Source organism: Serratia sp. 2723 (assembly GCF_050434425.1).
In the GTDB taxonomy this organism is placed as follows: Bacteria; Pseudomonadota; Gammaproteobacteria; order Enterobacterales; family Enterobacteriaceae; genus Chania.
Map to the genome: position 1 here is coordinate 245,434 of NZ_JBNDIN010000007.1, position 20,938 is coordinate 266,371.

Here is a 20,938-nt window from a genome sequence, read left to right on the forward strand (position 1 = left end):
AATCTAGCCATTGTGACGGCGCATACAAAAATCGAACCGATTTGCTGACATCTCAGCCGTAAAAATGAGGAGGCTCACTGGTTTTGGCAGGCAACGAGCGTTAGAAAAGAAACGAGGAGAATTTGCTGGCGCACCTTGTTGGTGCAACTAGAGTGCATTTTGGATGAGCAGAAAACAAAAACGCTCCCTAAGAGAGCGTTTCTGGTACAACACCATGTATTCCCGGAAAGTCTGAATACGGCGTATGCGCGTTAGGCGCCAGTCACACGCTCGATCAAGGCATTGGTCAGGTCGGTGCTGATGCGGTTACAGGTTTTGGCAATGCGAAACTGATAGGCAGCATCCATGATTTGATGGATATCGGTGCTGACGTTGTCACGAATGCGCATGTAAAGCTTGGCCTGCGCCACGATATCGTTCAATTCTACGCTGCGGGTTTGATACAACCGCGGATTAACCTGTTGCAGAGCATTCAGCTCTTTCATGCAGGGATACATGATGTCATCGGTACCGACAGAAGCCATCGGCTGAGCTGGCTGCGTAACGGTAGCGCTCGGCGCAACTGGTGCTGGCGCAGGGACACCGGCGGCGGTTGCAGGTTTGGTTTTCGCAGTCTGGCACCCTGCCAGCAACACGCACAATGTGGCTATGGCGATTGTTTTTTTCATTACTAAAAACTCCGGGAAACAAAGGAACGGCGTGGTTTACCGCTACAAAAAAGAATTGGCGTAGCATAGAGGAATAAAGCAAGCATTGACAAGATCTGCGAGGACCTCATGACTACCATGACCAGCAGAGTAACATAGATAAATCTTAAAAAAAATCACCAATGATTGACAATCACTCCCTATTACTTTGATTTTTATCAATTTTAAAAATCATCTAACGACTGAAAAATAAAAAACAATAGCGATCACAGTTTGGTAAAAAAATAAGCAATCATTCTACTAACACCTATCCAAATGGCGCTAAGCCCCTCCCAATTAGCTTATATTCGATGAGTAGGATTTTAGGATGGGTGCTTTATGGCTGTACTGCATAACATTGTTTCATTACATGAGAGAAAGGAAGAGTGATTAGATAATGAACAGCGAAAGATCCCGCGTGGTTGGTGGCCAAACTCAATGCGCAAGCCGGCAGGGGCGCTGCGGTGCCCACTGGCTATAAAGTGCCGAAAAACGAGCCAATATGCTCAATCTGGCAGCAAACGCACTTTTCCCATAGTTTAGTGCTTTGACAAACCCAATACGCCTCGCTATCATTCGCCCCGTTCACACGATTCCTCTGTAGTTCAGTCGGTAGAACGGCGGACTGTTAATCCGTATGTCACTGGTTCGAGTCCAGTCAGAGGAGCCATATTTAGAGAAGCCCGCTTAGGAAACTAAGCGGGCTTCTTGCTTTTCAACACAATTGCCGACGCCAGGCAGCCACTTCCTCCTCCAGCCAGGCAACAAATAATGCTACCTCTGTTTCTTTCTCACTCTGTTGGTGAGTAACCAACTGCTCCGTAAGCTTTGTTGCCGGTATTCTCATACCAGAGGGATGTGCGAATAGTTCTAGAACAACCATCGCGCCCAAACCACGGATATCACATTCAACCCCGCATTGCTGAATGATAAGTTCGAGGCCATCCCGAAGACGTTGACATAGATGTCATGCAGAGGCCAATAATACGGTTGCGGCCTGAGCAGCATAAGTTGTCAGTACGTCTGGCCGACGGGAGAGCATCAGTTTAACCGTCTCAACGTGCAGTTACCCCATGTTGCAGAACGCAGCACGGAATAACCCTGTTTCTTATAACCCCCCTGTCACGAAAGGATCACGACATGAGTGTCATTTTACAGATTGATTTTAGTTTCCCAGCAGACCAGCTTGGCGCGGCCCTGTCCAAAAATGCGCTATCGCTGGCCGAAAGCATCAATCAAGAGCCGGGTTTCATCTCCAAGATCTGGACCGAGAATGAGCTTACCGGCGAGGCGGGTGGGATATACTTTTTCGAAAACCGGGCATTTGCCGAAAAATATGCCGAACACCACGTCAAAAGGGCTGAAGCAATGGGGGCTAAAAATGTTCATCTGAAAATATTCGACATCAATCTTCCTCTGACCAAAATCAACCATGGGCGCTGTGATTAATTTTGCGCTACATCCGTCATTTGACGCGTCCCCCTCCCTTTTGGAAGGGGGAACACTGATTGAGTCAACGAATTTGCTGTCTGCCTGAACGCCTTATTTTTCGCCAATACCAAAAGCCGCCCAACAAACATACCAGCACCAATATCCCTGCGGTCATTAGCCAGTTTATGTATCGCATTATAAACGGAGCTTCCCCACCCTCGCGAAGGGTCTGTACATCCTGCGCCGTCATTTTGTCGTCAATACCGGCAAAACGACTGCGGACATAGTTACTGACTGAGGCAATTTGCGCGTTGTTTAACTGTTCAGCAAATGCGGGCATGCTGATATCAGTGTTACTGGTTTTACGTTGGATCCCTTCCACGATGACCATCACCAGATTCTGTGGACCCAATGCGTAAACCGCACGGTTGCGAGTTAATGCGGGATAAAAGCTATCGTCGGTTCCCTGGCCTTCATGACCATGGCAACTGGCGCAGGCATTTTCATAAAGTTTAGCTCCGTCCGTTGTTGAGCTGTCTGTCAGGATCCCCCGCCCGGTGAGAACGCTATTGATATCAACCCCACCCCGTGACGATTGAAGCCCAATGTCGGCAACCGCCGTAGGAATGGCTGGCACCTGCTTAACCCATGCAGCGATCGCATTCAAATCATCATCCGTCATCAAGCTGAAGCTGTTTTCAACGGCTTCCGCCATCGCACCTGCCGCCTGTGCCTTGCCAACCAGATGCCCGGTTTTCAGGTAGGTGACCAGATCCCGCTGGCTCCAATCGCCGATGCCACTCTTATCTGGGGTAATATTAGGGGCGTACCAACCTCCAAGCGGGCTACCGGAAAGGTTAAGGCTGCTCTGCTCTGCCATCATGAGATTGCGTGGGGTATGGCAGGCACTGCAATGCGCCAACACCTCAACCAGATACTTACCGCGCTCCAATGAACCAGGAAGCGCCTCTGCCTTATCAGCAGAAGCGCCGCTGAGATACAACAGATTCCAGCCCCACATAATCTGCCGGATATTAAACGGGAAACTCAGATCGGTACGTGCTGAAGGGGGAATATCAGCGGGTTCAACCCCCTGCATAAAGTAGGCATAAAGCGCCTGTACATCCGCCGTAGTCATGTCACGATATGAGGTGTATGGCATAGCTGGGTAGAGATTCCGGCCATCAGCGGCGACCCCCTCACGCACAGCATTGGCAAACTGCTGCTCGCTATAATTACCGATGCCGTACTGTTTCGAGGGGGTAATATTACTGGCGATGATACGTCCCATCGGTGACTCAATCGCGTATCCCCCAGCAAAGGGAACGCCATGGTTGATAGCCTGGCGATGGCAGGCACCGCAATCAGCGGCAATCGCAATATATCTCCCCCGCTCAACCAACGCCTTGTCGGTGGCAAATACAGTCAAAGAGTGGCTAAACCCAATAAACAACACGGTTGCAGCAAGAAACCCGAAGGGTATTTTCATTATTTAAATCTCACGCTCAATAATTTCAGCCGCGCGAATACTCAGGGCTACGCCCGTTAACGTGGGGTTTATGACACCCGAAGCAGGGATCACCCCAGTCGTCGCGAGAAACAGGTTGCTATGATCCCAGCACCGGCACTCGTGGTTTACCACCGAATCTTTTGGGTTGTCGCCCATGATGACGGTCCCCATTAAATGGTCACGGTTTTGCCAGCCAGTATTATCATTAATGACGGTGCCCCCCATCAGAGCGACGAATCTTTTGTAATCCGCCTCCACCACGGATTTTGCCGCTTTAACATAGTCATCGACTTCGTAATTCACCGTCAGCATCGGAATGCCCAATGCATCTTTGCGTGTGGTACTGGGGCGTACGGTGTTACTTGGTTGAGGCAGGGTTTCAAACACCGTTGAGATATCTACCCACCGTGCCGCTTGATGACGGATCTGTTTGTCCAATTCCGTACCTATGACACCTTGAGCGATCAGGCGTTGCGCCACGGCCATATTGGGGACATTGTTAGCAATAGCGTGCTTGATTGCCGCTCTTGTTTTACGAAAATCGCCGTCGCGAGAGTTGAATATTCCCCCTTGCTGTACAGCGCCTCGCCCCGGCCAAAGAGGTTCATCGGCCAGAAATTGCAGGCCCATGCCGGTGTGATCCATTAAATTACGCCCCACCTGATCGGAACTGTTGGCGACATCCGACATTAACAGCAGCTTTGCCGTTTCCAGCCCGTGTGCGGCAACGATAAAGTATTTTGCAGTTAGCCGTGTATCGACACCTTTAGAACTGCGAACGTGGGCTGCGACAATTTTATCATCAACACCTTTTTCCAGTTTCCACACCGTTGAATCCGTGAATAAACGTGCCCCGGCATCTTGCGCATGCTGGGCGTGTTGATCGCCGCTGTACATGGCACCAATCGGGCATACCGGCATACAATTATTATTGCCGCTACAGGCGGGGCGACCATCATATGGACGAGTAGCACGCCCATTGGGTTCATGGATAAAATGATAACCTGCCGGAGCCATACGGCTTTTCAAGCGCTGGAATAGATAGGTTTCACCTTCAGGCAACATCGGATACGGCTGCGAACGCGGAGGAAAAGCACTGCCGCCCTGCCCACTCTGATCGTCGGTATCACTGCCGCAAACCCCCAAAGCGACTTCAGCTTGGCAGTAAAACGGTTCCAGATCCTGGTATTCCAGCGGCCAATCGCGCCCCACGCCATACAGCGTTTTTAGCTTCATATCACTAGGCAGATAGCGCCAACAGGCGGCCGCCCAATGCCACGTTGTCCCCCCCACAAGTTTCAGCATGCCGGGCCGGAAATCAAAGGAACCGGTATTCTCGATATATTGTTCATCATAGGAGTGATGGGCCCAAGGCTCGTTGGGATAAGGGGAGTTATAATTAGATTTCTTCGATGAGTTTCTGAAATTTTCGACAATCTTCCAGCGCGGGATTTTTTCTCCAGCCTCAAGAATAATAACCACCTTGCCACTGCGGGCCAGCAAGGTTGCTGCATTACTACCCAATGCGCCGGAGCCAATGACAATCACATCGGCATCATAGTGTTTACTCATGATATTGCTCTCATTTTCAACGGGAACTAGTCGCTGTTGAGGGTGATAGGTGGCTGTACCCAATAGTTTGTCTTGCCACGGGAATAAGTGGGGATCACTGTCGCGTCCAAAGTTGGAGCATAGGCAAAGGCTTCGGTATAGCTGACAAAACGCGTGTTATCTGACGCCCGTAGCGATACGGGGGTTCCTGTATAACCAAGATACCAGGCAGAAATGATTTTCTTGACGGTGTCGCCAGTGGGGCCAGCCATAATCAAATGATTATTCAGTTCATCGGCCGAGAGAATATTTGCAACTCTCAGCGCATTGGCCAGCAACTGCATTTTCTCCTGAAAGGAAGGATCCTCTTCCTGCAAACAATTCAAGGCACGCAGTGCTATTACCGGACTCATTTGTTTTCTGTTAGTTAATAGCACTGAAAGCTTAAGGAAAATGGCAGCATCGCTTTTTTCACTTGGCATTCTCATCCAGGAAAAAGCAGGTTTGAATACGGCAAAGCCCGCCAGGGCAGCGCCAACTGTTAGAAAACGCCTTCTCGAATACATAAATTACGGCCTGATTAAATAAGTACAGCGAATGTCCTCCAATAACCCTACAATGTAAACAGATTAATTTTCCCCTAAATTTATGACCAAGTTGAAATTATCTTTTTTTGAAATTAAAAAACAACTTAGGCATGTATATTGATGACCAATTGTAAATACCCCCCCATCAATTAGGAGACCGCTAGTGGCAAGCTATCAACTCTCGGTTTGTGCAGAAATGGTGTTTTTGGATTTACCCTTTATCGAACGTGTGGAGCGCATTCATGCACTGGGCTTTGGTGTTGAAATCTGGAGCTGGGCCAATAAGGATATCGATGCACTGGTGGCGACAGGAGCTCGTTTCACCTCAATGACCGGTTATCTCAGCGGCAATCTAACCGATGAACAAGAGATCGCGCAGTTGCTGCAAAGTGCAGAAACCTCCCTGATGATAGCCGAACGGTTGAACTGCCCCTGCCTGAACCTGCACGGTACCGGCCTGGATCCTCAGGGGTTACCGGTGAAACCGGTTGAGAGGGTGACGGGTAACATGTGGCTGAAGGCTGCCGATACGCTTCGTTGTTTAGCACAACTCGGCGAGCGGGCTGGACGAATCTTTACCCTGGAGAACCTGAACCTGACGGTTGATCATCCCGGCACGCCTTTTGCCCGCGCAGCTGACACACTGGCATTGGTAGAGACGGCCAATAGCCCAGCGCTTAAGATGAACCTCGACCTCTACCACGCACAAATTGGTGAGGGCAACCTGATTGAACTGATCCGCCGTTGTGGCACACAGATTGGCGAGATCCAGGTAGCGGATGTGCCTGGACGTATGCAGCCTGGGACCGGGGAAATCAACTATCGCGCCATTGCCAGAACGCTGCAGGAGATTAATTACCAAGGAGTGGTAGCACTCGAAGGCTGGGCCTCCGGGGACAGTAGTGAAGCACTGGCACAGTTTCGCGAGAGCTTCACGCTGTGATGTTTTGCCCGGTGGGGAATCGCTAAATGGGCGCAGCATGTGCAGCGCCCCCTCCCGTAAAGCGTGGTTTTGTCAGCGCTAGCGTGCGGCTGCGAGGTACTTGGCCATCTCTTCCTCAGGCACCATACCCCCACCGGTTGCCCAAACCAAATGCGTCGCATTAGCGATCCGTTGGGCATCGATCTGATGGCTGTCCAGATAATGTTGGTCGGCGCAGACTCTAGCCGACCCCGCCATACCAGCCAACGCGGAAGGTTCCAACTGAATGCTCTCAACAGTGGCGAGCAAGCCAAGCAGGTCGTACATCTCCTGATCGCTCAAGGTGTAGAAACCATCCAGCAGGCGTTCCATGGCCCGCCCGACGAACCCGGAAGCCCGGCCAACGGCCAAACCATCCGCCGCCGTGACGTTATCAATCCCCAGGTCCTGCACCGCAATGTGATCGTGCAGCCCTGTGTGGATCCCAAGCAGCATGCAAGGTGAATGCGTCGGCTCGGCAAAGATGCAGTGCACATGGTCACCAAACGCCAGCTTCAGGCCAAACGCTACTCCGCCAGGCCCGCCGCCTACGCCACAGGGCAAATAGACAAATAACGGATGGTCCCGATCAACCTGGATGTTCATCTGTGCAAACTGCTTTTTCAGGCGACCACCGGCCACCGCATAGCCGAGGAACAGGGTTTGCGAGTTCTCATCATCGATAAAGAAACAGCGCGGGTCAGACTCCGCCTGCTTACGCCCTTGGGCCACCGCCACGCCGTAATCCTGTTGGTACTCCACGACGTTAACGCCGTGCTCACGCAGTTTGCGCTTTTTCCAGGCGCGAGCATCGGCAGACATATGCACGCTGACGCTGAACCCCAGCTTGGCGCTCATGATGCCAATCGACATCCCCAGGTTGCCAGTTGAGCCCACGGCAATGCTGTACTGGCTGAAGAACTGCCGGAACTTGTCGCTAAACAGGATGCTGTAATCGTCGTCCAGCGACAACATGCCCGCCTCGATAGCCAGCTTTTCCGCATGAGTCAGCACTTCATAGATGCCGCCACGGGCCTTGATGGAGCCAGAAATCGGTAAATGGCTGTCCTTTTTCAACCACATTTTACCCGCGATGGCCTGCTCATAACGCTGCTCCAGCGCGCCCTGCATAGCCGGGATCGCCACTACCTCAGACTCGATAATGCCGTTCGTTTGCTGCGTTTCAGGGAATGCCAGGCACAGATACGGAGCAAAGCGTTGCAAGCGCGCTTCGGCTTCGGCGACATCGTTTTGCGTCAGCCCGACGTACGGTAACCCTTCCACCAGCGTGGTCGTATTGGGGTTGAACCAGGTCACCGCTTCCAAATCCATCAGCCGTTGCACCAAAGGAAATTTCACTACCAGGTTTTCAATGTCTAACGTATTCATAATTAGTCTCTTTTGGTCTAAATGATATAAGAAAGCAGGAATGTGGTTCCCAGCGCAATCAGCGAAGCAATAAAGGTGGCCGAGGTATAATACTTAAACATCTCACTGAGCGTCGCGCCGCAGTATTGTTTAACCAGCCAGAACAGCGAGTCGGTGACAATGGTGCAACCGATGGCACCCGAGCCGATGGCCAACGCGATGATCTCCGGGCTGACGCCAGGGTAATGTGGTAATACGGGGGCAACAATGGCCGTTGCTCCCATCATCGCCACGGTGGCTGACCCTACCGCCGCATGCAGGCAGATAGCCACCAGCCAGGCCAGCAAGATCGGATGCATATCCATATTCGACAGGATCACGGCCAGCGTATCTGCCAACCCACTGGCTTTTAATATGCCGTTGAATGCACCACCAGCGCCGATAATCAGCAAGATGTTGGCAATGGAAGAAAAGCCGTTTTCCGTTTTGGTCAGCAAGGTGCCCATGCCCATATTGCGGCGAATACCCAGCACGTAGTAGGCCACGAAGGCGGCGATAAACATGGCGGTGATCGGGTTGCCGATAAACTCCAGGAAGGTATACAGCGCGCTGTCTTTGGCCATATAGAGTTCCGCTGCGGTTTTCACCAACATCAGAATGATCGGCAATAGCACGGTAAACAGTGTGGCACCCAACGAAGGCAAGTCCTGCTCGTTACGCACCTGCACGGAGGAAAACTCGGCGGGTACCGGCTTGAACGGCAGGCGCTTACCGACCAGCTTGAGGAACAACGGCCCACCAATCAGCGAAGCGGCCAGCCCGACAATCAAACCATACACAATCACCGAGCCCACATCGGCACCCAACTTGTTGGTGACAAACAGCGCCGCCGGATGCGGAGGAACCACACAGTGCACGGCCATCAATGCGGTACACAGCGGGATCGCCAACTTCAGCAAGGAGGTATTGGTTTTTTTGGCAATCGAGAACGCCAGCGGGATCAGTAACACCACGCCCACTTCAACAAACAGCGTAATGCCGCAGACCAGCCCCACCAGCACCATGATCACGTCAGCCGACAGCCAACGGCACTTTTGCAAGGTGATGCCAATGCGTTCTGCCGCCCCGGACACTTCCATCATGTTGCCCAGAATGGTGCCTAAACCAATCACCGCCGCCAGGAAGCCCAAGGTCCCGCCGATGCCGCCTTCAATGGCATTGACCATTTCCAGCGGGTTCATGCCCATCAGGGCCCCCACATAAAAACTGGCCAGCAACAGCGCCAGGAACGGGTGGATCTTGAATTTTACGATAGTGAGAATAATGATAATGATGCTGCTTAATAACGTAGCGACTACCCAGATCTGCGAGTCCATGTTCAGCGTCCTTCCAGGATAAATTTCACTCCTATTGGAAACTAACGCCCCAGCGCTGACAAACGATCAAAACGCCTCTTCACATGAGCCAGATTCAATCAATCAGGTGATTTCGGTCAACATTTGGCACTATTTCTGTCTTTGACTCACATTGCTTCATCTTTAAGTCTCCGGCTTCGATATAATCTGGTTTATTTCACAGGCGATAACCATGTACGACGAAAAGCACCAGCTCGCCCGCAACAGGCACCTGAATGGCTATCAGCTAGCCAAGCTGCATACGTTTGAGATTGCCGCGCGGCAAGGCTCGTTCGTGCTGGCCGCCGAAGAGTTGGCGATCACCCCCAGCGCCGTCAGCCATCGGATCAACAACCTGGAAGCCGAGTTGGGCTTTAAGCTATTCCAGCGCTTTCACCGCCGGATCGAACTGACCCCCGAGGGCGAGCGGTTGTTCTGGGTGTTGAAATCGTCACTCAGCTATCTCAATCAGGAAATACTGGAGATTAAAAGTCAGGAGCTGTCCGGCACCTTGACCATCTATTCGCGCCCGTCGATTGCCCAATGCTGGCTGGTGCCCAAGCTGGCGGACTTCGATCGCCAATATCCGGCCATCAGCCTGAATATTCTCACCGGCAACGAAATGGTGAACTTCCACGGTGCGGGGATCGATCTGGCGATCTATTTTGATGACAAAACGCCGGAGAAACTCGCCTACCAGCATTTGATGGATGAGTCGATCGTGCCCGTTTGCAGCCCGGAGTACGCCGAGCGCCATGAGCTGTTTGGTAACCCCGCCAACCTGCGGCGCTGCACGTTATTGCACGATCGTCAGGCATGGAGTTACGACTCGGATATCGGGGAGTGGAATACCTGGGCCAAACACTATGAGCTGGAATTTGCCGAAGGCCAGCGCGGTATGGGTTTTGATCGCTCGGATCTGGCGGTGATCGCGGCCATGAACCACGTGGGCATTGCTATGGGCCGCAAGAAGTTGGTGAGTAAGCGCCTGGAGAATAACGAACTTATCGCTCCCTTCCCCGGCATGGAAATGCAATGCGCGCAGCGCTACTACATTTCCACGCTCTCGGACCGGCAATGGCCTAAAATCAACGCCTTTATCCAGTGGTTAAAGGCCATGGCCGACGAGTCTTAATTAGCCGCCTGCTGGCGCGCCCATGCCAGCGTCTGCGCTGCCAGCTTATCGCTGGCCAGGCCAAAGGCCCGCACGACGTTGTCCATCGATGTACCGTGGATCGGCTCACGCACTGCAAAACTACGGCTGGCCATCACTCGGCGATCCGAGGTGCGAACCAGGCGAGCATCAAAGCGGATCACCACTTCGCCCCGATCGCCATCATAGACCCCCTGGAAGGAGGACAAATCGCCGCCTAGCTCAAGATCCGCCTGCAAGTTGTCATCGTCGCTGCTCACCGAGCGGAAATGGCCGTTAGTGCGGAACTCCTGGATCAGGCGATTACGCAGCAACAGCGGGGCCGGATCGCTCCAGCGTGAACCGCTAAAAGCAGTGATCTCCGCGCCCTGAGGCTGCACAGCAATACGCGTACCGTTCAAAAACTGGCTGGTATTGGGCTGCACGATACGTACCGAGCGTTCAGACGCCTGGCTCCCGGCCATAGCCGCTGGCTGGGCAGGCAGCAAATACACCTGCTGTACCGGGCTTTGCGGCAAAATAGTGCAGGCGGACAGCGGTATCACGGCGACCAGCACCAACAACCGTAACGTCTGGCGAAGTTTTAGCTTAATCATTTAGGGGTAAACTCCTTGGTACGTTCGCGGCCCCTGAGCAAGGCGGACGGATTCTCTTCCAGGCGGTTCATGGCACCGCGTAAGGTCAATAAAGTTCTGCGTAACTCATCTACCGCCGGGCCAAGATCGTTGAACCCCTGAATGCCGCTATTCAGTGACTGCTGATTTTCGCCAATCAGCTTGTTGAGCAACGCAGCGGTTTTCTCAAGCGATGCCATGGTACTAGCCGCATTGGCGACCAGTTGCTTGCCCTGCCCGTCCAGCAACACGTTAGCATTGCGCACCAACCGATTGGTCTGCGCCAGCGTATCGTTGCTTTGCTTGGTCACCAACGCCAGCTGCTGCAAGATGGTGCGGATATCTTCACGTTGCCCGGCTACGGTAGAAGTAATCTGTTCCAGATTATCCAGCGTATTCACCAAACGCTGCTGATTGTCCGGCGTCATTAGCTGATTCAAACGCACCAGCACCTGGTTGACATTGCTCATCACGTCTTCGCCATTGGCTAGCAACTGGGTCAACGGTGATGGCGTGGCGACAATCACCGGGATTGCCCCATCCTCTCCTGTCAGCATCGGGCTGGTTTCACTGCCGCCGCTGAGCTGGATATTGGACGTACCGGTAATGCCAGCTATTGCCAGGCGAGCCTGGGTATCCTCACGGATCGGTGCAGAGGCCGTGACCCGAATGCGCGCCCAGACTTTGGTCGGCACGTTGGGATCCAATCGCAGCTGAGTGACTTCCCCCACGCGGATCCCACTGTAATTGACCGTGCTGCCCTGTGACAGGCCACTGACGGCTTCATTAAACACGATATCGTACTGCTTGAACTGGCGATCGGTGCCGGACTTGGTCAGCCACAGGCTGAACAGCAGCACGGCGGTGAAAATAATCAGCGTAAATAAACCAATCAAGACATGATGCGCACGGGTTTCCATTTGTTATTGCCTCTCTGGGATATGCGTTACGGCCTGCTGTGCCGCCCGCCCACGCGGGCCGTGGAAATACTCTTGGATCCAGGCATCGTCAGTGGCAGCCACCACCTCCAGCGTATCCACCACCAGCACCTTCTTCTGCGAAAGTACCGCAACCCGGTCACAGATTGTATAAAGCGTATCGAGATCGTGGGTGACCAGAAACACCGTTAACCCCAAGGCATCGCGCAGCGTGCGGATCAGGCTGTCAAAGGCGGCGGCACCGATGGGATCCAGCCCGGCCGTTGGCTCATCCAGAAATACGATTTCCGGATCCAACGCCAGCGATCGGGCCAACGCGGCACGCTTGACCATGCCGCCAGAAAGCGAGGCCGGATACTTGTTGCCGGCACTGGCAGGCAGCCCGGCCAGCGCTAACTTCACCTGGGCCAACTGCTCTGCATCACGGCGCGGTAAGCCTGCGTATTCAATCAGCGGCAGCGCCACGTTTTCCGTCACCGTCAGCGAGCTGAACAAGGCACCGCGCTGAAACAGCACGCCAAATCGCCTTTCCAGCACAGAGCGGCGCGTACCAGAGAGCGCCATCAGATCCTCGCCAAAGACGTGGATCTGTCCAGCGGTTGGGCGGCGCAGACCAACGATGCTGCGCAACAGCACGGATTTGCCGGTGCCCGAACCACCGACCACGCCCAGGATTTCTCCTCGGCGCACGTCCAGATCGAGGTCCACATGCACGCATTGGGGGCCAAAACAGTTTCGCAATTTACGGATGCGAATAATGGCTTCAGGGGTCGTCTGGCTCACACGCCCATCTCCATGAAGAACAGTGCAGCGACCGCATCCAGCAGGATCACCACAAAGATTGAATGCACGACGCTGGCGGTGGTATGTGCCCCTACCGACTCGGCGCTACCGCTGACTTTAAACCCTTCCAGACAGCCGATAATGGCAATCAGGAACGCAAATACCGGCGCCTTGCTCATCCCCACCAGGAAGTTCTGAAAACCGCCGCTGCTCTGCATGATGGTTAAAAACATGGTTGGTGAGATATCCAGCGTCAGGGCACAAACAACCATGCCGCCAAAGATGCCGCTAATCATGCCGATGAAGGTCAGCATCGGCAACGCCAGGAGCAGCGCCAACACGCGCGGCAGCACCAGCAGTTCAACCGGGTTCAGGCCCATCGCCTGAATAGCGTCTATTTCCTCGTTGGCCTTCATCAGCCCGAGCTCTGCGGTAAAGGCGCTGGCGGTACGGCCCGCCATCAAGATAGCCGTCAGCAGCACTGCGAACTCTCGCAGGAAGGAAAACACCACCAGTTGCACGGTAAAGATGCTGGCACCGAAGGTAGACAGGACGGTTGACCCCAGGAAAGCGATGACTGCCCCCACCAGGAAGGTCAGCAGCATAATGATCGGCACCGCGTTCAGGCCGATTTGCTGGAGATTGGCCACCAGCGAGGTGATTCGCCAGCGCGTAGGGCGTAGCAGATTGGCAAACAGGGTTTGCAGCGTCAGGCCGATAAACCCCAGCAGGGCAACCAGGTTGTGCCAGAAATTTTCCATCGACCGGCCGACGTTGGCCAGCAGTTCGATCGCCAGACCGGGCGGCTTTTCTGCCGGCGGTGGCGCAAACCCTTGCAACGCACGGCCAACGGTTTCCAGCAGCACGCGGCGTTCCACAGGGAGCGTGGGGGCCAACTGTTTGAGATCGGATATCCGTTGGTCGCCCAGCAGATTGACCAGCAAGGTGGCACCTGCCGTATCCAGGCTGCCCAGTTGGCTGAGATCGAACACCACATCGGCAGGCAAGCGAGCTTGCAGTTGCCCAACGGCGGGTTCCAACAGGCGATAATGTGCCAGCACCCAATCCCCAGATGCCAAGATACGGGGAGGATGAAGCGTCTCGTCCAGGTTGAGAAATGTGCTGAGTTGCTGTTCTACCATCGATGACAGCCTCTGCTGGCGAAAATGTCCGACCTGTTTATGGTTTTAGCGTAGCGACTTTAAGCCGATTTACTAATGCCACGATAAAATTTCGTTAGTTACGACGGTAGATTAGGACTCTGCGTCCCAGAAAAGAACAGGGCCGGGAGATCCCCAGCCCTGCTTGACGCGAATTATTTCACTTCGCCCATCGCTTTCAGCTTTTTGGACAGGTCGCGGCGTTCTTTCGACAGATCGGCATTTTTGATGATGTAATCATCAACGCGATCTTCATAGTCACCGCGCATGTTGGCGATGATGCCCTGAATGTCTTCAATGCTCATGCCCGGCTTGATGTACTCGCTCAGGTTGTCGAGCAGCAGCACACGCTTCTGGTTATCACGAATTTTCTTTTCGTTGTCGACAATTTCACGCTGTAGCTTGTTTTTACGGCGGAACATACGCACAAACTCCAGAACGTCCTGGAAACTCGGCTTATTTGCATTATCCATCTTTATACCCTTGCTTTAGTAATACACAGATTCATTTGCTTGCGGCCACAGTGATACCAAGATACAGGGTTGTGGCCGTCAGACACAACTGTCATTGCCCTATCTTACCCACTTTAGCGCCTTGACCCTATCCCGATGCGCCTGCTTCATGATCTGAGCCACTATTCACGCCCGTTGGCCGTACAGACCTTGAGCAGTTCGCCCACTCGCATGATATATTCGGACATATGCTTAATATCCACCACCCCCTTTATTTCAGGCTGACATACAACACAAGCTGTTGAAAGATGTTTTCTGGTTGCAGGGCTGGGTCAAGTGGCTGCTAAAGATTTTAGCGGTGAAGGATTTACCTTTTTGCTAAAGAATGAGACCATCGGCGCATGGAAACCAAAGAAATCAGGCGCAACAACCTGCGCGATCTGATGGCACGTTACGCCCGGCAAGGCACCAACCAGAATGAGTTCGCTATCCTGGTGGGATCTTCTGCGCCAACGCTAAGCCAGATCACCGGTGAAAAATCCTCCCGCAACCTGGGCGACAACCTCGCCAGACGCATTGAGGCCAAACTCGGCTTGCCCAAAGGCTGGTTCGATGTATTCCATGAGAAGGCGCTGGAACAGCCGTTTGCCAACGTGGCGGCCGAATCGGATTTCCAACCGGCCCGGCTCAAACCCGTGGTATGGGAAGATACCGAACAGGACAAGGAAGAATTTGTGGAGATCCCATTGCTGGATATCGATTTCTCCGCCGGTGACGGTTGCTACGAAATTGTCGATAGCGAAGAGTTCTCGCTGATTTTCCGCCGCTACTATCTGCACAAGATGGGGGTGCCAGTGAATGCGGCACGTATTATCCGCATCTCCGGCTCCAGCATGGAACCCCGATTGCAGGATGGCGATGTGGTGGGTATCAATACTGCCGATACCCGCATCCGCGAAGGGAAAACCTATGCGATCCGCCACGGCAATCTGTTACGGGTCAAGATCCTGATCGAGCAACCAGACGGTGGCGTGGTCATCCGTTCTCTGAACCGGGAAGAGTACCAGGATGAACGGCTCAGCTATCCACAGCGCAAAGACCAACTGGTGGTGCTGGGCCGGGTATTCTGGTCATCTTCCTCCTGGTAAGATCCTGGGTTCGGGCGTTGCATGCGGGGCCATTACGTAACGAACCAACCAGCCGCTATTTGAAATCCACCGCCATTTGCTGCGGTATCGACAGCCCACGAGTCGATTGCACACAACGGCCGATATAGTCGGTAAAGCGTGGCGGTTTAGGCATGCCCAGCTTGAGGATTTGTTCATTGCTAAAGCGCACGTTCAGCATGGCAAAGGAGCCGTACAGGCGCATCGCTTTCAGCATCAGGCGCTCATTGCACGGCCCGAAGATATCCTTCAGCTGTTTGCGCATTTGCAACAGGGCTTCGTAGCTGACCTGCGCATAGCGATCGCCCACCGGTGGCTCTTCTAGCGCGGCGGCGATGGCATGATCGATGTCCGCAAAACTGACGCTGCTCTCCTCCCCCGCAGAGATATGGTAAACATCGTTATCCAGGCTATCGCGGTCAAGCAGCATCACTAACGCATCGGCGCAATAGTCCACCGGGATCACATCGATACTATCTTGCAGTGAACACATAAACTTACGCAGCATCAACGCCATGCTAAACACCCAGAAAATACTGCTGGAGGGTTTGCAACCCAACTGCGTATGCCCCACCACAATCGAAGGCCGGGCGATCACCAGCGGCAGCTGTGGGCAGGTTTGCCTCATCAGTTGCTCGATGGTCGATTTGGAGCGGGTATATTCCACCAAGTGTTCGGCTGTTTCCTCAAACTCGGCGCTTTCTGCCACCAACGAACCCACCTGAGGTGCGCAAGACATTGCCGTGCCCACATGCAGAAAACGTTTTAATCCAACCACCTGAGCCATTCGCTGCGCAAATGCCAGCGTGCCTTCAACGTTAACCTTCCAAATAAGTGGGTTATTACCAAATGACGCCACCGCGGCACAGTTAACGACATGAGTTACCTTGTTAATACGGGCGTCAGACAAAAAGTATTCAGGCTCGCTTAAGTCACCCAGTAAAATATTCTTTACCGTCAGCTTACTCAGAATGTTTTTATCTATATTGAACTTTTCCATATTAGTGAAAATACGGTTCAAGCCCTGCTCTTCGGTTTCCGCACGCACCAATAATAGATAATTAACTTTTTGATTTTCTGTCAGTAACTTTTCAAGTACCGCACCACCGAGAAAGCCAGTCGCCCCAGTCAACAGTAACGTTTTCATCTTACACACCTACATTTTCATTGAATGAAGTGGAGTGTATTCCTATATTTATAAACCAGAAGTAAATAGAAATTAACTGATTACGTAACCACTCCTCTTAATATTGCATTAAGGAATATTCCGAAGCACTCACAGGCAATTAGCAACAGCTCAGCGCATCTTTTATTCCGTTTGTTTAATTAGCATTTATGTTATCTCTGATTTAATTAACGAGATTAATCCCATACGCTTTTTAGGAGCCATCATGAGCTACAACCAAAAAGTCTGGCTGGCTGTATTGACCGTTTGCACGCTATTCTGGCTGGCTCTGATTAGCGGTCTGTATACCTATGCTAAATCTCTGGATCATCAGCACGATCATGGCCAGCAAGAACAAGCGATGAGCATCAAGCCAGTAAAGCACCATCCCACTCTGGCACAGGCCCTGTGAAAGTTCTGCCCAGAATGAGGTAGCGACAAATTCTCTTTAGCCTCATATTATGCGCTATCGAATAGGGAGAAAGACATGCCACGACCACTGGATGGCCTACCCCAGCAAGAACGTGAAAAGATCCAAACCGATTTGCTGGCACTAAGAGTTATTTATAGCGAACGCTACGGCTACGCCGCCGAGTGGGAAAGCGCCGAAACGCACGTCCCCACACATCTACGCGGCTACTTTCAGCAACGGCTGAACTTCTATCGCACTGCGCAGCGCCACTCAATTTAACGTTAAGCATTAACCAATACTTGGCATCGGTGATCGCGCCGTTACAATAGGGCTATTCCCTACGCCAACAAGAGATGCGACTTTGAGCAGCAAGGCACCGGCCACATTCTACATCCACGACTACGAAACCTTCGGCAAAAGCCCGTCAATGGACCGCCCGGCGCAGTTTGCCGGGGTGCGTACCGATATGGATTTCAACATTATCGAAGAACCGCAGGTGTTTTACTGTGCGCCAGCCGATGACTACCTGCCCGACCCCGAAGCGGTGATGATCACCGGCATCACGCCACAAGAGGCGCTGGCCAAAGGCGTTAACGAGGCCGAGTTTGCCCGCCGTATTCATGAAGCGTTCAGCGTCCCTGGCACCTGCATTCTGGGTTACAACAATATCCGCTTTGACGATGAAGTCAGCCGCAACATCTTTTACCGCAGCTTCTACGACCCTTATGCCTACAGCTGGCAAAACGGCAATTCGCGCTGGGATCTGCTGGACGTGATGCGTGCCTGCTACGCCCTGCGCCCGGAAGGCATCATCTGGCCAGAAAACGAAGATGGCTTCCCCAGTTTCCGTCTGGAACATCTGACGCGTGCCAACGGCGTTGAACACGAGCACGCTCACGATGCGATGTCCGATGTCCATGCCACCATTGCCATGGCCAAGCTGGTCAAACAGGCGCAGCCAAGGTTATTTGACTACCTGTTGCAGCACCGCAATAAACACAAGCTCAATGCGCTGATCGACGTCGCGGAAATGACGCCATTAATGCACGTTTCCGGCATGTTTGGCGCGGCACGGGGTAACACCAGTTGGGTTTCACCGCTGGCCTGGCACCCAGACAATAAAAATGCGGTGATTATGTGCGATCTGGCAGGGGATATTACCCCGCTGCTGGAGCTGAATGCTGACGAGCTGCGTGAACGCCTCTACACCCGCCGCGATCAATTGGCAGCCGATCAGGCCCCAGTGCCGATCAAGCTGGTGCATATCAATAAATGCCCGGTGCTGGCTCCAGCCAAGACGTTGCTGCCAGAAAACGCAGACAGGCTAGGCATCGATCGTCAGGCGTGTCTGGATAATCTGAAGGTGCTGCGCCAGCACCCGGAGATCCGTGAAAAAGTGGTAGCCATATTTGCCGAAGCCGCTCCTTTCACCCCGAACGATGATGTGGATGCCAAACTGTATGACGGTTTCTTCAGCGATGCCGACAAAGCGGCGATGAGGATCATTCAGCAAACCAAACCGCAGAATTTACCCGCGCTGGATTTGACCTTCAGCGATGGCCGGATGAAAGAGCTACTGTTCCGCTTCCGGGCCCGTAACTACCCCAATACGCTGGACGACGCCGAGCAACGCCGCTGGTTGCAGCACCGCCAGGAGGTGCTGAGTGCCGAACGGGTGCAGAGCTATATCTTGCAGCTGGAGTCGCTGTACAACCTGCACGAAGGAGATAAAGAGAAGATGGCGTTGCTGAAGGCGCTGTTTGATTACGGTAAGCAGTTGGTGGGATAGCCCCTCACCCTAACCCTCTCCCAAAGGGAGAGGGGACTGAACGTGCTACATACTTAACGGCAGTACTCATCCTTTACATCAACCTGGTTACCAAATAACTTCTACACCTAACTCTCCCAGGGGTTGGGGGGGCCTTAATGCACCTTCTCACTGAACGGCATTACATTTCTTCAAGCAAATAAAAAGGGTTCCAACATGTGGAACCCTTTTTGCTATCGTGAGGCAGACGAGTGGATTAAGCCACGTCTTCGTTTGCCTGTGGCACCGGCAGGCTGAAGCTGCGGGTGACAAACGCCAGATACAACAGGCCAATCGCCGCCCAGACCAGACCCAGCGTCATCGAACTGACTTCCAGGTTGACCCACAATGCACCGACGGTTAACGCCCCCATCACCGGCAGGATCAGGTAGTTGAAGTTGTCTTTCAGCGTACGGTTACGTTTTTCGCGAATGTAGAACTGCGAGATCACCGACAGGTTAACGAAGGTGAACGCGATCAGAGCGCCAAAGTTGATCAGGGCCGTAGCCGTGACCAGATCGAACGAAACGGCAGACAGCGCAATCGCACCAACCAGCAGCACGTTCAGCGCCGGGGTACGCCATTTTGGATGCACATAACCGAAGAAACGCTCCGGGAATACACCATCACGGCCCATGACGTACATCAGGCGTGAAACACCTGCGTGAGAGGCCATACCGGAAGCCAGTACGGTTACGCAGGAGAACACCAGGATCACCGACTGGAAGAACTTGCCAGCCACATACAGCATGATTTCCGGCTGTGATGCGTCAGGATCTTTGAAGCGCGAGATATCCGGGAAGTACAGCTGCACGAAGTACGACACCACGATAAAGATAACGCCACCGATCAAGGCCGTCAGGAAGATGGCTTTCGGGATCACGCTTTCTGCATCTTTGGTTTCTTCGGATAACGAACTGATGCCGTCAAAGCCGAGGAACGAGAAGCACAGAATGGTCGCACCGGTGATCATCGGCACCACGTGCGCGTTGTCAGACCAGAACGGACGGCTGCTCACCAGCGTACCGGCACCCTCACCGTGAGAGATACCGTTAATCACCAGGCCCAGGAACACGATCATGATTGCCACCTGTACCACCACGATAATGGAGTTCAGGTTGGCTACCAGCTTGATGCCACGCAGGTTGAACGCCGTCATCAAGGCAACCAGTGCCGCAACGAAGATCCACGAAGGCACACCTGGGAAAATGGCTTCCAGGTAAATTTTTGCCAGCAGGATGTTGATCATCGGCATGAACAGGTAGTCCAGCAGTGATGACCAACCCACCATAAAGCCGACGTGCGGGCTGATGGCTTTCTGGGCATAGGTATAGGCAGAACCGGCGGAAGGGAATTTCTTCACCAGTTTGCCATAGCTCAGGGCGGTAAACAGGATCGCCAGCAGAGCAAAGGCGTACGCGGTCGCGACGTGACCGTCGGTCAGGCCGGAGACGATGCCGAAGGTGTCAAAGATGGTCATGGGCTGCAAATAGGCCAGACCCATCATGACGACCGGGACTAAAGTCAGTGTTTTACGCAGTTGGGCGCGTTGGCCGGCAGCTGGTGCGGCGGTAGCGGTGGCGGTGATGATGTTATCGGACATCGCGCAGCCCCCCCTTACCTTCAGCCTTGCGGATAATAGACACGCCAAGACTCAAGGTTGCGGGGAAACTTCGCAACGTGCGACTGAATTCTAAAAGGGGGATGAGGGAAGCTGGATAACTAGGCGCAATAGCCAGTGTTGCTCCATAATCGCTGCGACCGCAACGGAAACCGGCGGGCACCGGTGCCAAGGTGAAA

At 53.3% G+C, this 20,938-nt stretch carries 20 protein-coding genes and 1 tRNA gene; 8 read left to right on the forward strand and 13 right to left on the reverse strand.

Going from position 1 to position 20,938, the window contains the following annotated elements; translation table 11 throughout:
• Nucleotides 1–251: 251 nt before the first annotated feature.
• On the reverse strand, nt 252–668 hold the full coding sequence (locus ABIE29_RS13430; protein WP_429619264.1) for a hypothetical protein: 417 nt from the start codon (nt 666–668) through the stop codon (nt 252–254).
• A gap of 612 nt (nt 669–1,280) precedes the next feature.
• Between ABIE29_RS13430 and ABIE29_RS13435 the strand changes: the two genes are divergently transcribed.
• Together ABIE29_RS13435 and ABIE29_RS13440 are read left to right on the forward strand one after the other, a co-directional pair.
• Nucleotides 1,281–1,356: transfer RNA gene (locus tag ABIE29_RS13435), tRNA-Asn, on the forward strand.
• A gap of 470 nt (nt 1,357–1,826) precedes the next feature.
• The gene (locus ABIE29_RS13440; RefSeq protein ID WP_429619265.1) at nt 1,827–2,135 is read left to right on the forward strand and encodes a monooxygenase; all 309 of its coding nucleotides are present in this window, start codon (nt 1,827–1,829) and stop codon (nt 2,133–2,135) included.
• Nucleotides 2,136–2,199: 64 nt separating this feature from the next.
• Here the strand turns inward: ABIE29_RS13440 and ABIE29_RS13445 are convergent, their stop codons facing one another.
• Genes ABIE29_RS13445 through ABIE29_RS13455 form a run of 3 tightly spaced genes read right to left on the reverse strand, consistent with a single transcriptional unit; the run spans nt 2,200 to nt 5,744 of the window.
• Nucleotides 2,200–3,606, reverse strand: coding sequence for a c-type cytochrome (locus ABIE29_RS13445; protein ID WP_429619266.1), 1,407 nt, complete (start codon nt 3,604–3,606; stop codon nt 2,200–2,202).
• Nucleotides 3,607–3,609: 3 nt separating this feature from the next.
• Nucleotides 3,610–5,199: a GMC family oxidoreductase gene (locus ABIE29_RS13450; RefSeq protein WP_429619267.1), complete on the reverse strand. Its 1,590-nt coding sequence runs from the start codon at nt 5,197–5,199 to the stop codon at nt 3,610–3,612.
• A gap of 26 nt (nt 5,200–5,225) precedes the next feature.
• Nucleotides 5,226–5,744 (reverse strand): sugar dehydrogenase complex small subunit, encoded by a 519-nt coding sequence (locus tag ABIE29_RS13455; protein ID WP_429619268.1) that lies wholly within the window; start codon nt 5,742–5,744, stop codon nt 5,226–5,228.
• Between the two features lie 184 nt (nt 5,745–5,928).
• On the opposite strand from ABIE29_RS13455, the gene ABIE29_RS13460 reads away from it, so the two are divergent.
• A complete protein-coding gene (locus ABIE29_RS13460) occupies nt 5,929–6,708 on the forward strand; it encodes a TIM barrel protein (protein ID WP_429619269.1) in 780 nt (259 codons plus the stop codon).
• A gap of 78 nt (nt 6,709–6,786) precedes the next feature.
• Here ABIE29_RS13460 and ABIE29_RS13465 read toward each other — a convergent pair whose 3' ends face one another.
• Nucleotides 6,787–8,115 carry a D-serine ammonia-lyase gene (locus ABIE29_RS13465; RefSeq protein WP_429619270.1) on the reverse strand — a complete coding sequence of 443 codons (1,329 nt, stop codon included), beginning with the start codon at nt 8,113–8,115 and terminating at the stop codon, nt 6,787–6,789.
• Nucleotides 8,116–8,132: 17 nt separating this feature from the next.
• Complete coding sequence (dsdX, locus tag ABIE29_RS13470) at nt 8,133–9,470, reverse strand: D-serine transporter DsdX (protein WP_024485917.1); 1,338 nt, start codon at nt 9,468–9,470, stop codon at nt 8,133–8,135.
• A gap of 211 nt (nt 9,471–9,681) precedes the next feature.
• On the opposite strand from dsdX, the gene dsdC reads away from it, so the two are divergent.
• Nucleotides 9,682–10,623 (forward strand): DNA-binding transcriptional regulator DsdC, encoded by a 942-nt coding sequence (gene dsdC, locus ABIE29_RS13475; protein WP_429619271.1) that lies wholly within the window; start codon nt 9,682–9,684, stop codon nt 10,621–10,623.
• Here the strand turns inward: dsdC and ABIE29_RS13480 are convergent.
• The 5 genes from ABIE29_RS13480 to tmaR form a co-directional block, all read right to left on the reverse strand.
• Complete coding sequence (locus tag ABIE29_RS13480; protein ID WP_429619272.1) at nt 10,620–11,237, reverse strand: ABC-type transport auxiliary lipoprotein family protein; 618 nt, start codon at nt 11,235–11,237, stop codon at nt 10,620–10,622. The two genes, dsdC and ABIE29_RS13480, sit on opposite strands and share 4 nt — an antisense overlap.
• Nucleotides 11,234–12,175, reverse strand: a complete 942-nt coding sequence (locus ABIE29_RS13485) for an MlaD family protein (RefSeq protein WP_429619273.1) — start codon at nt 12,173–12,175, stop codon at nt 11,234–11,236. Before ABIE29_RS13485 ends, ABIE29_RS13480 begins: the two co-directional genes overlap by 4 nt.
• Before the next feature lie 3 nt (nt 12,176–12,178).
• On the reverse strand, nt 12,179–12,976 hold the full coding sequence (locus ABIE29_RS13490; RefSeq protein ID WP_429619274.1) for an ABC transporter ATP-binding protein: 798 nt from the start codon (nt 12,974–12,976) through the stop codon (nt 12,179–12,181).
• On the reverse strand, nt 12,973–14,118 hold the full coding sequence (locus ABIE29_RS13495) for an MlaE family ABC transporter permease (protein WP_429619275.1): 1,146 nt from the start codon (nt 14,116–14,118) through the stop codon (nt 12,973–12,975). Before ABIE29_RS13495 ends, ABIE29_RS13490 begins: the two co-directional genes overlap by 4 nt.
• Before the next feature lie 173 nt (nt 14,119–14,291).
• Nucleotides 14,292–14,609, reverse strand: a complete 318-nt coding sequence (gene tmaR, locus ABIE29_RS13500) for a PTS system regulator TmaR (RefSeq protein WP_024528076.1) — start codon at nt 14,607–14,609, stop codon at nt 14,292–14,294.
• A 380-nt stretch (nt 14,610–14,989) separates the two neighbouring features.
• Here tmaR and ABIE29_RS13505 point away from each other — a divergent pair, with 380 nt between their 5' ends.
• The gene (locus ABIE29_RS13505) at nt 14,990–15,736 is read left to right on the forward strand and encodes a S24 family peptidase (protein ID WP_429619276.1); all 747 of its coding nucleotides are present in this window, start codon (nt 14,990–14,992) and stop codon (nt 15,734–15,736) included.
• Between the two features lie 55 nt (nt 15,737–15,791).
• On the opposite strand, the gene ABIE29_RS13510 is transcribed toward ABIE29_RS13505, so the two are convergent.
• Nucleotides 15,792–16,901, reverse strand: a complete 1,110-nt coding sequence (locus ABIE29_RS13510) for an SDR family oxidoreductase (protein WP_429619277.1) — start codon at nt 16,899–16,901, stop codon at nt 15,792–15,794.
• Between the two features lie 244 nt (nt 16,902–17,145).
• Between ABIE29_RS13510 and ABIE29_RS13515 the strand changes: the two genes are divergently transcribed.
• From ABIE29_RS13515 to sbcB, 3 genes are all read left to right on the forward strand, one after another.
• Nucleotides 17,146–17,331 (forward strand): hypothetical protein, encoded by a 186-nt coding sequence (locus tag ABIE29_RS13515; RefSeq protein WP_021805840.1) that lies wholly within the window; start codon nt 17,146–17,148, stop codon nt 17,329–17,331.
• Nucleotides 17,332–17,406: 75 nt separating this feature from the next.
• Entirely contained in the window at nt 17,407–17,610 is a 204-nt protein-coding gene (locus ABIE29_RS13520) for a DNA polymerase III subunit theta (RefSeq protein ID WP_429619278.1), read from the forward strand.
• A gap of 82 nt (nt 17,611–17,692) precedes the next feature.
• Nucleotides 17,693–19,120, forward strand: coding sequence for an exodeoxyribonuclease I (gene sbcB, locus ABIE29_RS13525; RefSeq protein ID WP_024485907.1), 1,428 nt, complete (start codon nt 17,693–17,695; stop codon nt 19,118–19,120).
• Between the two features lie 235 nt (nt 19,121–19,355).
• Here sbcB and ABIE29_RS13530 read toward each other — a convergent pair whose 3' ends face one another.
• Nucleotides 19,356–20,741 carry an APC family permease gene (locus tag ABIE29_RS13530; RefSeq protein WP_429619279.1) on the reverse strand — a complete coding sequence of 462 codons (1,386 nt, stop codon included), beginning with the start codon at nt 20,739–20,741 and terminating at the stop codon, nt 19,356–19,358.
• Nucleotides 20,742–20,938: the final 197 nt, after the last annotated feature.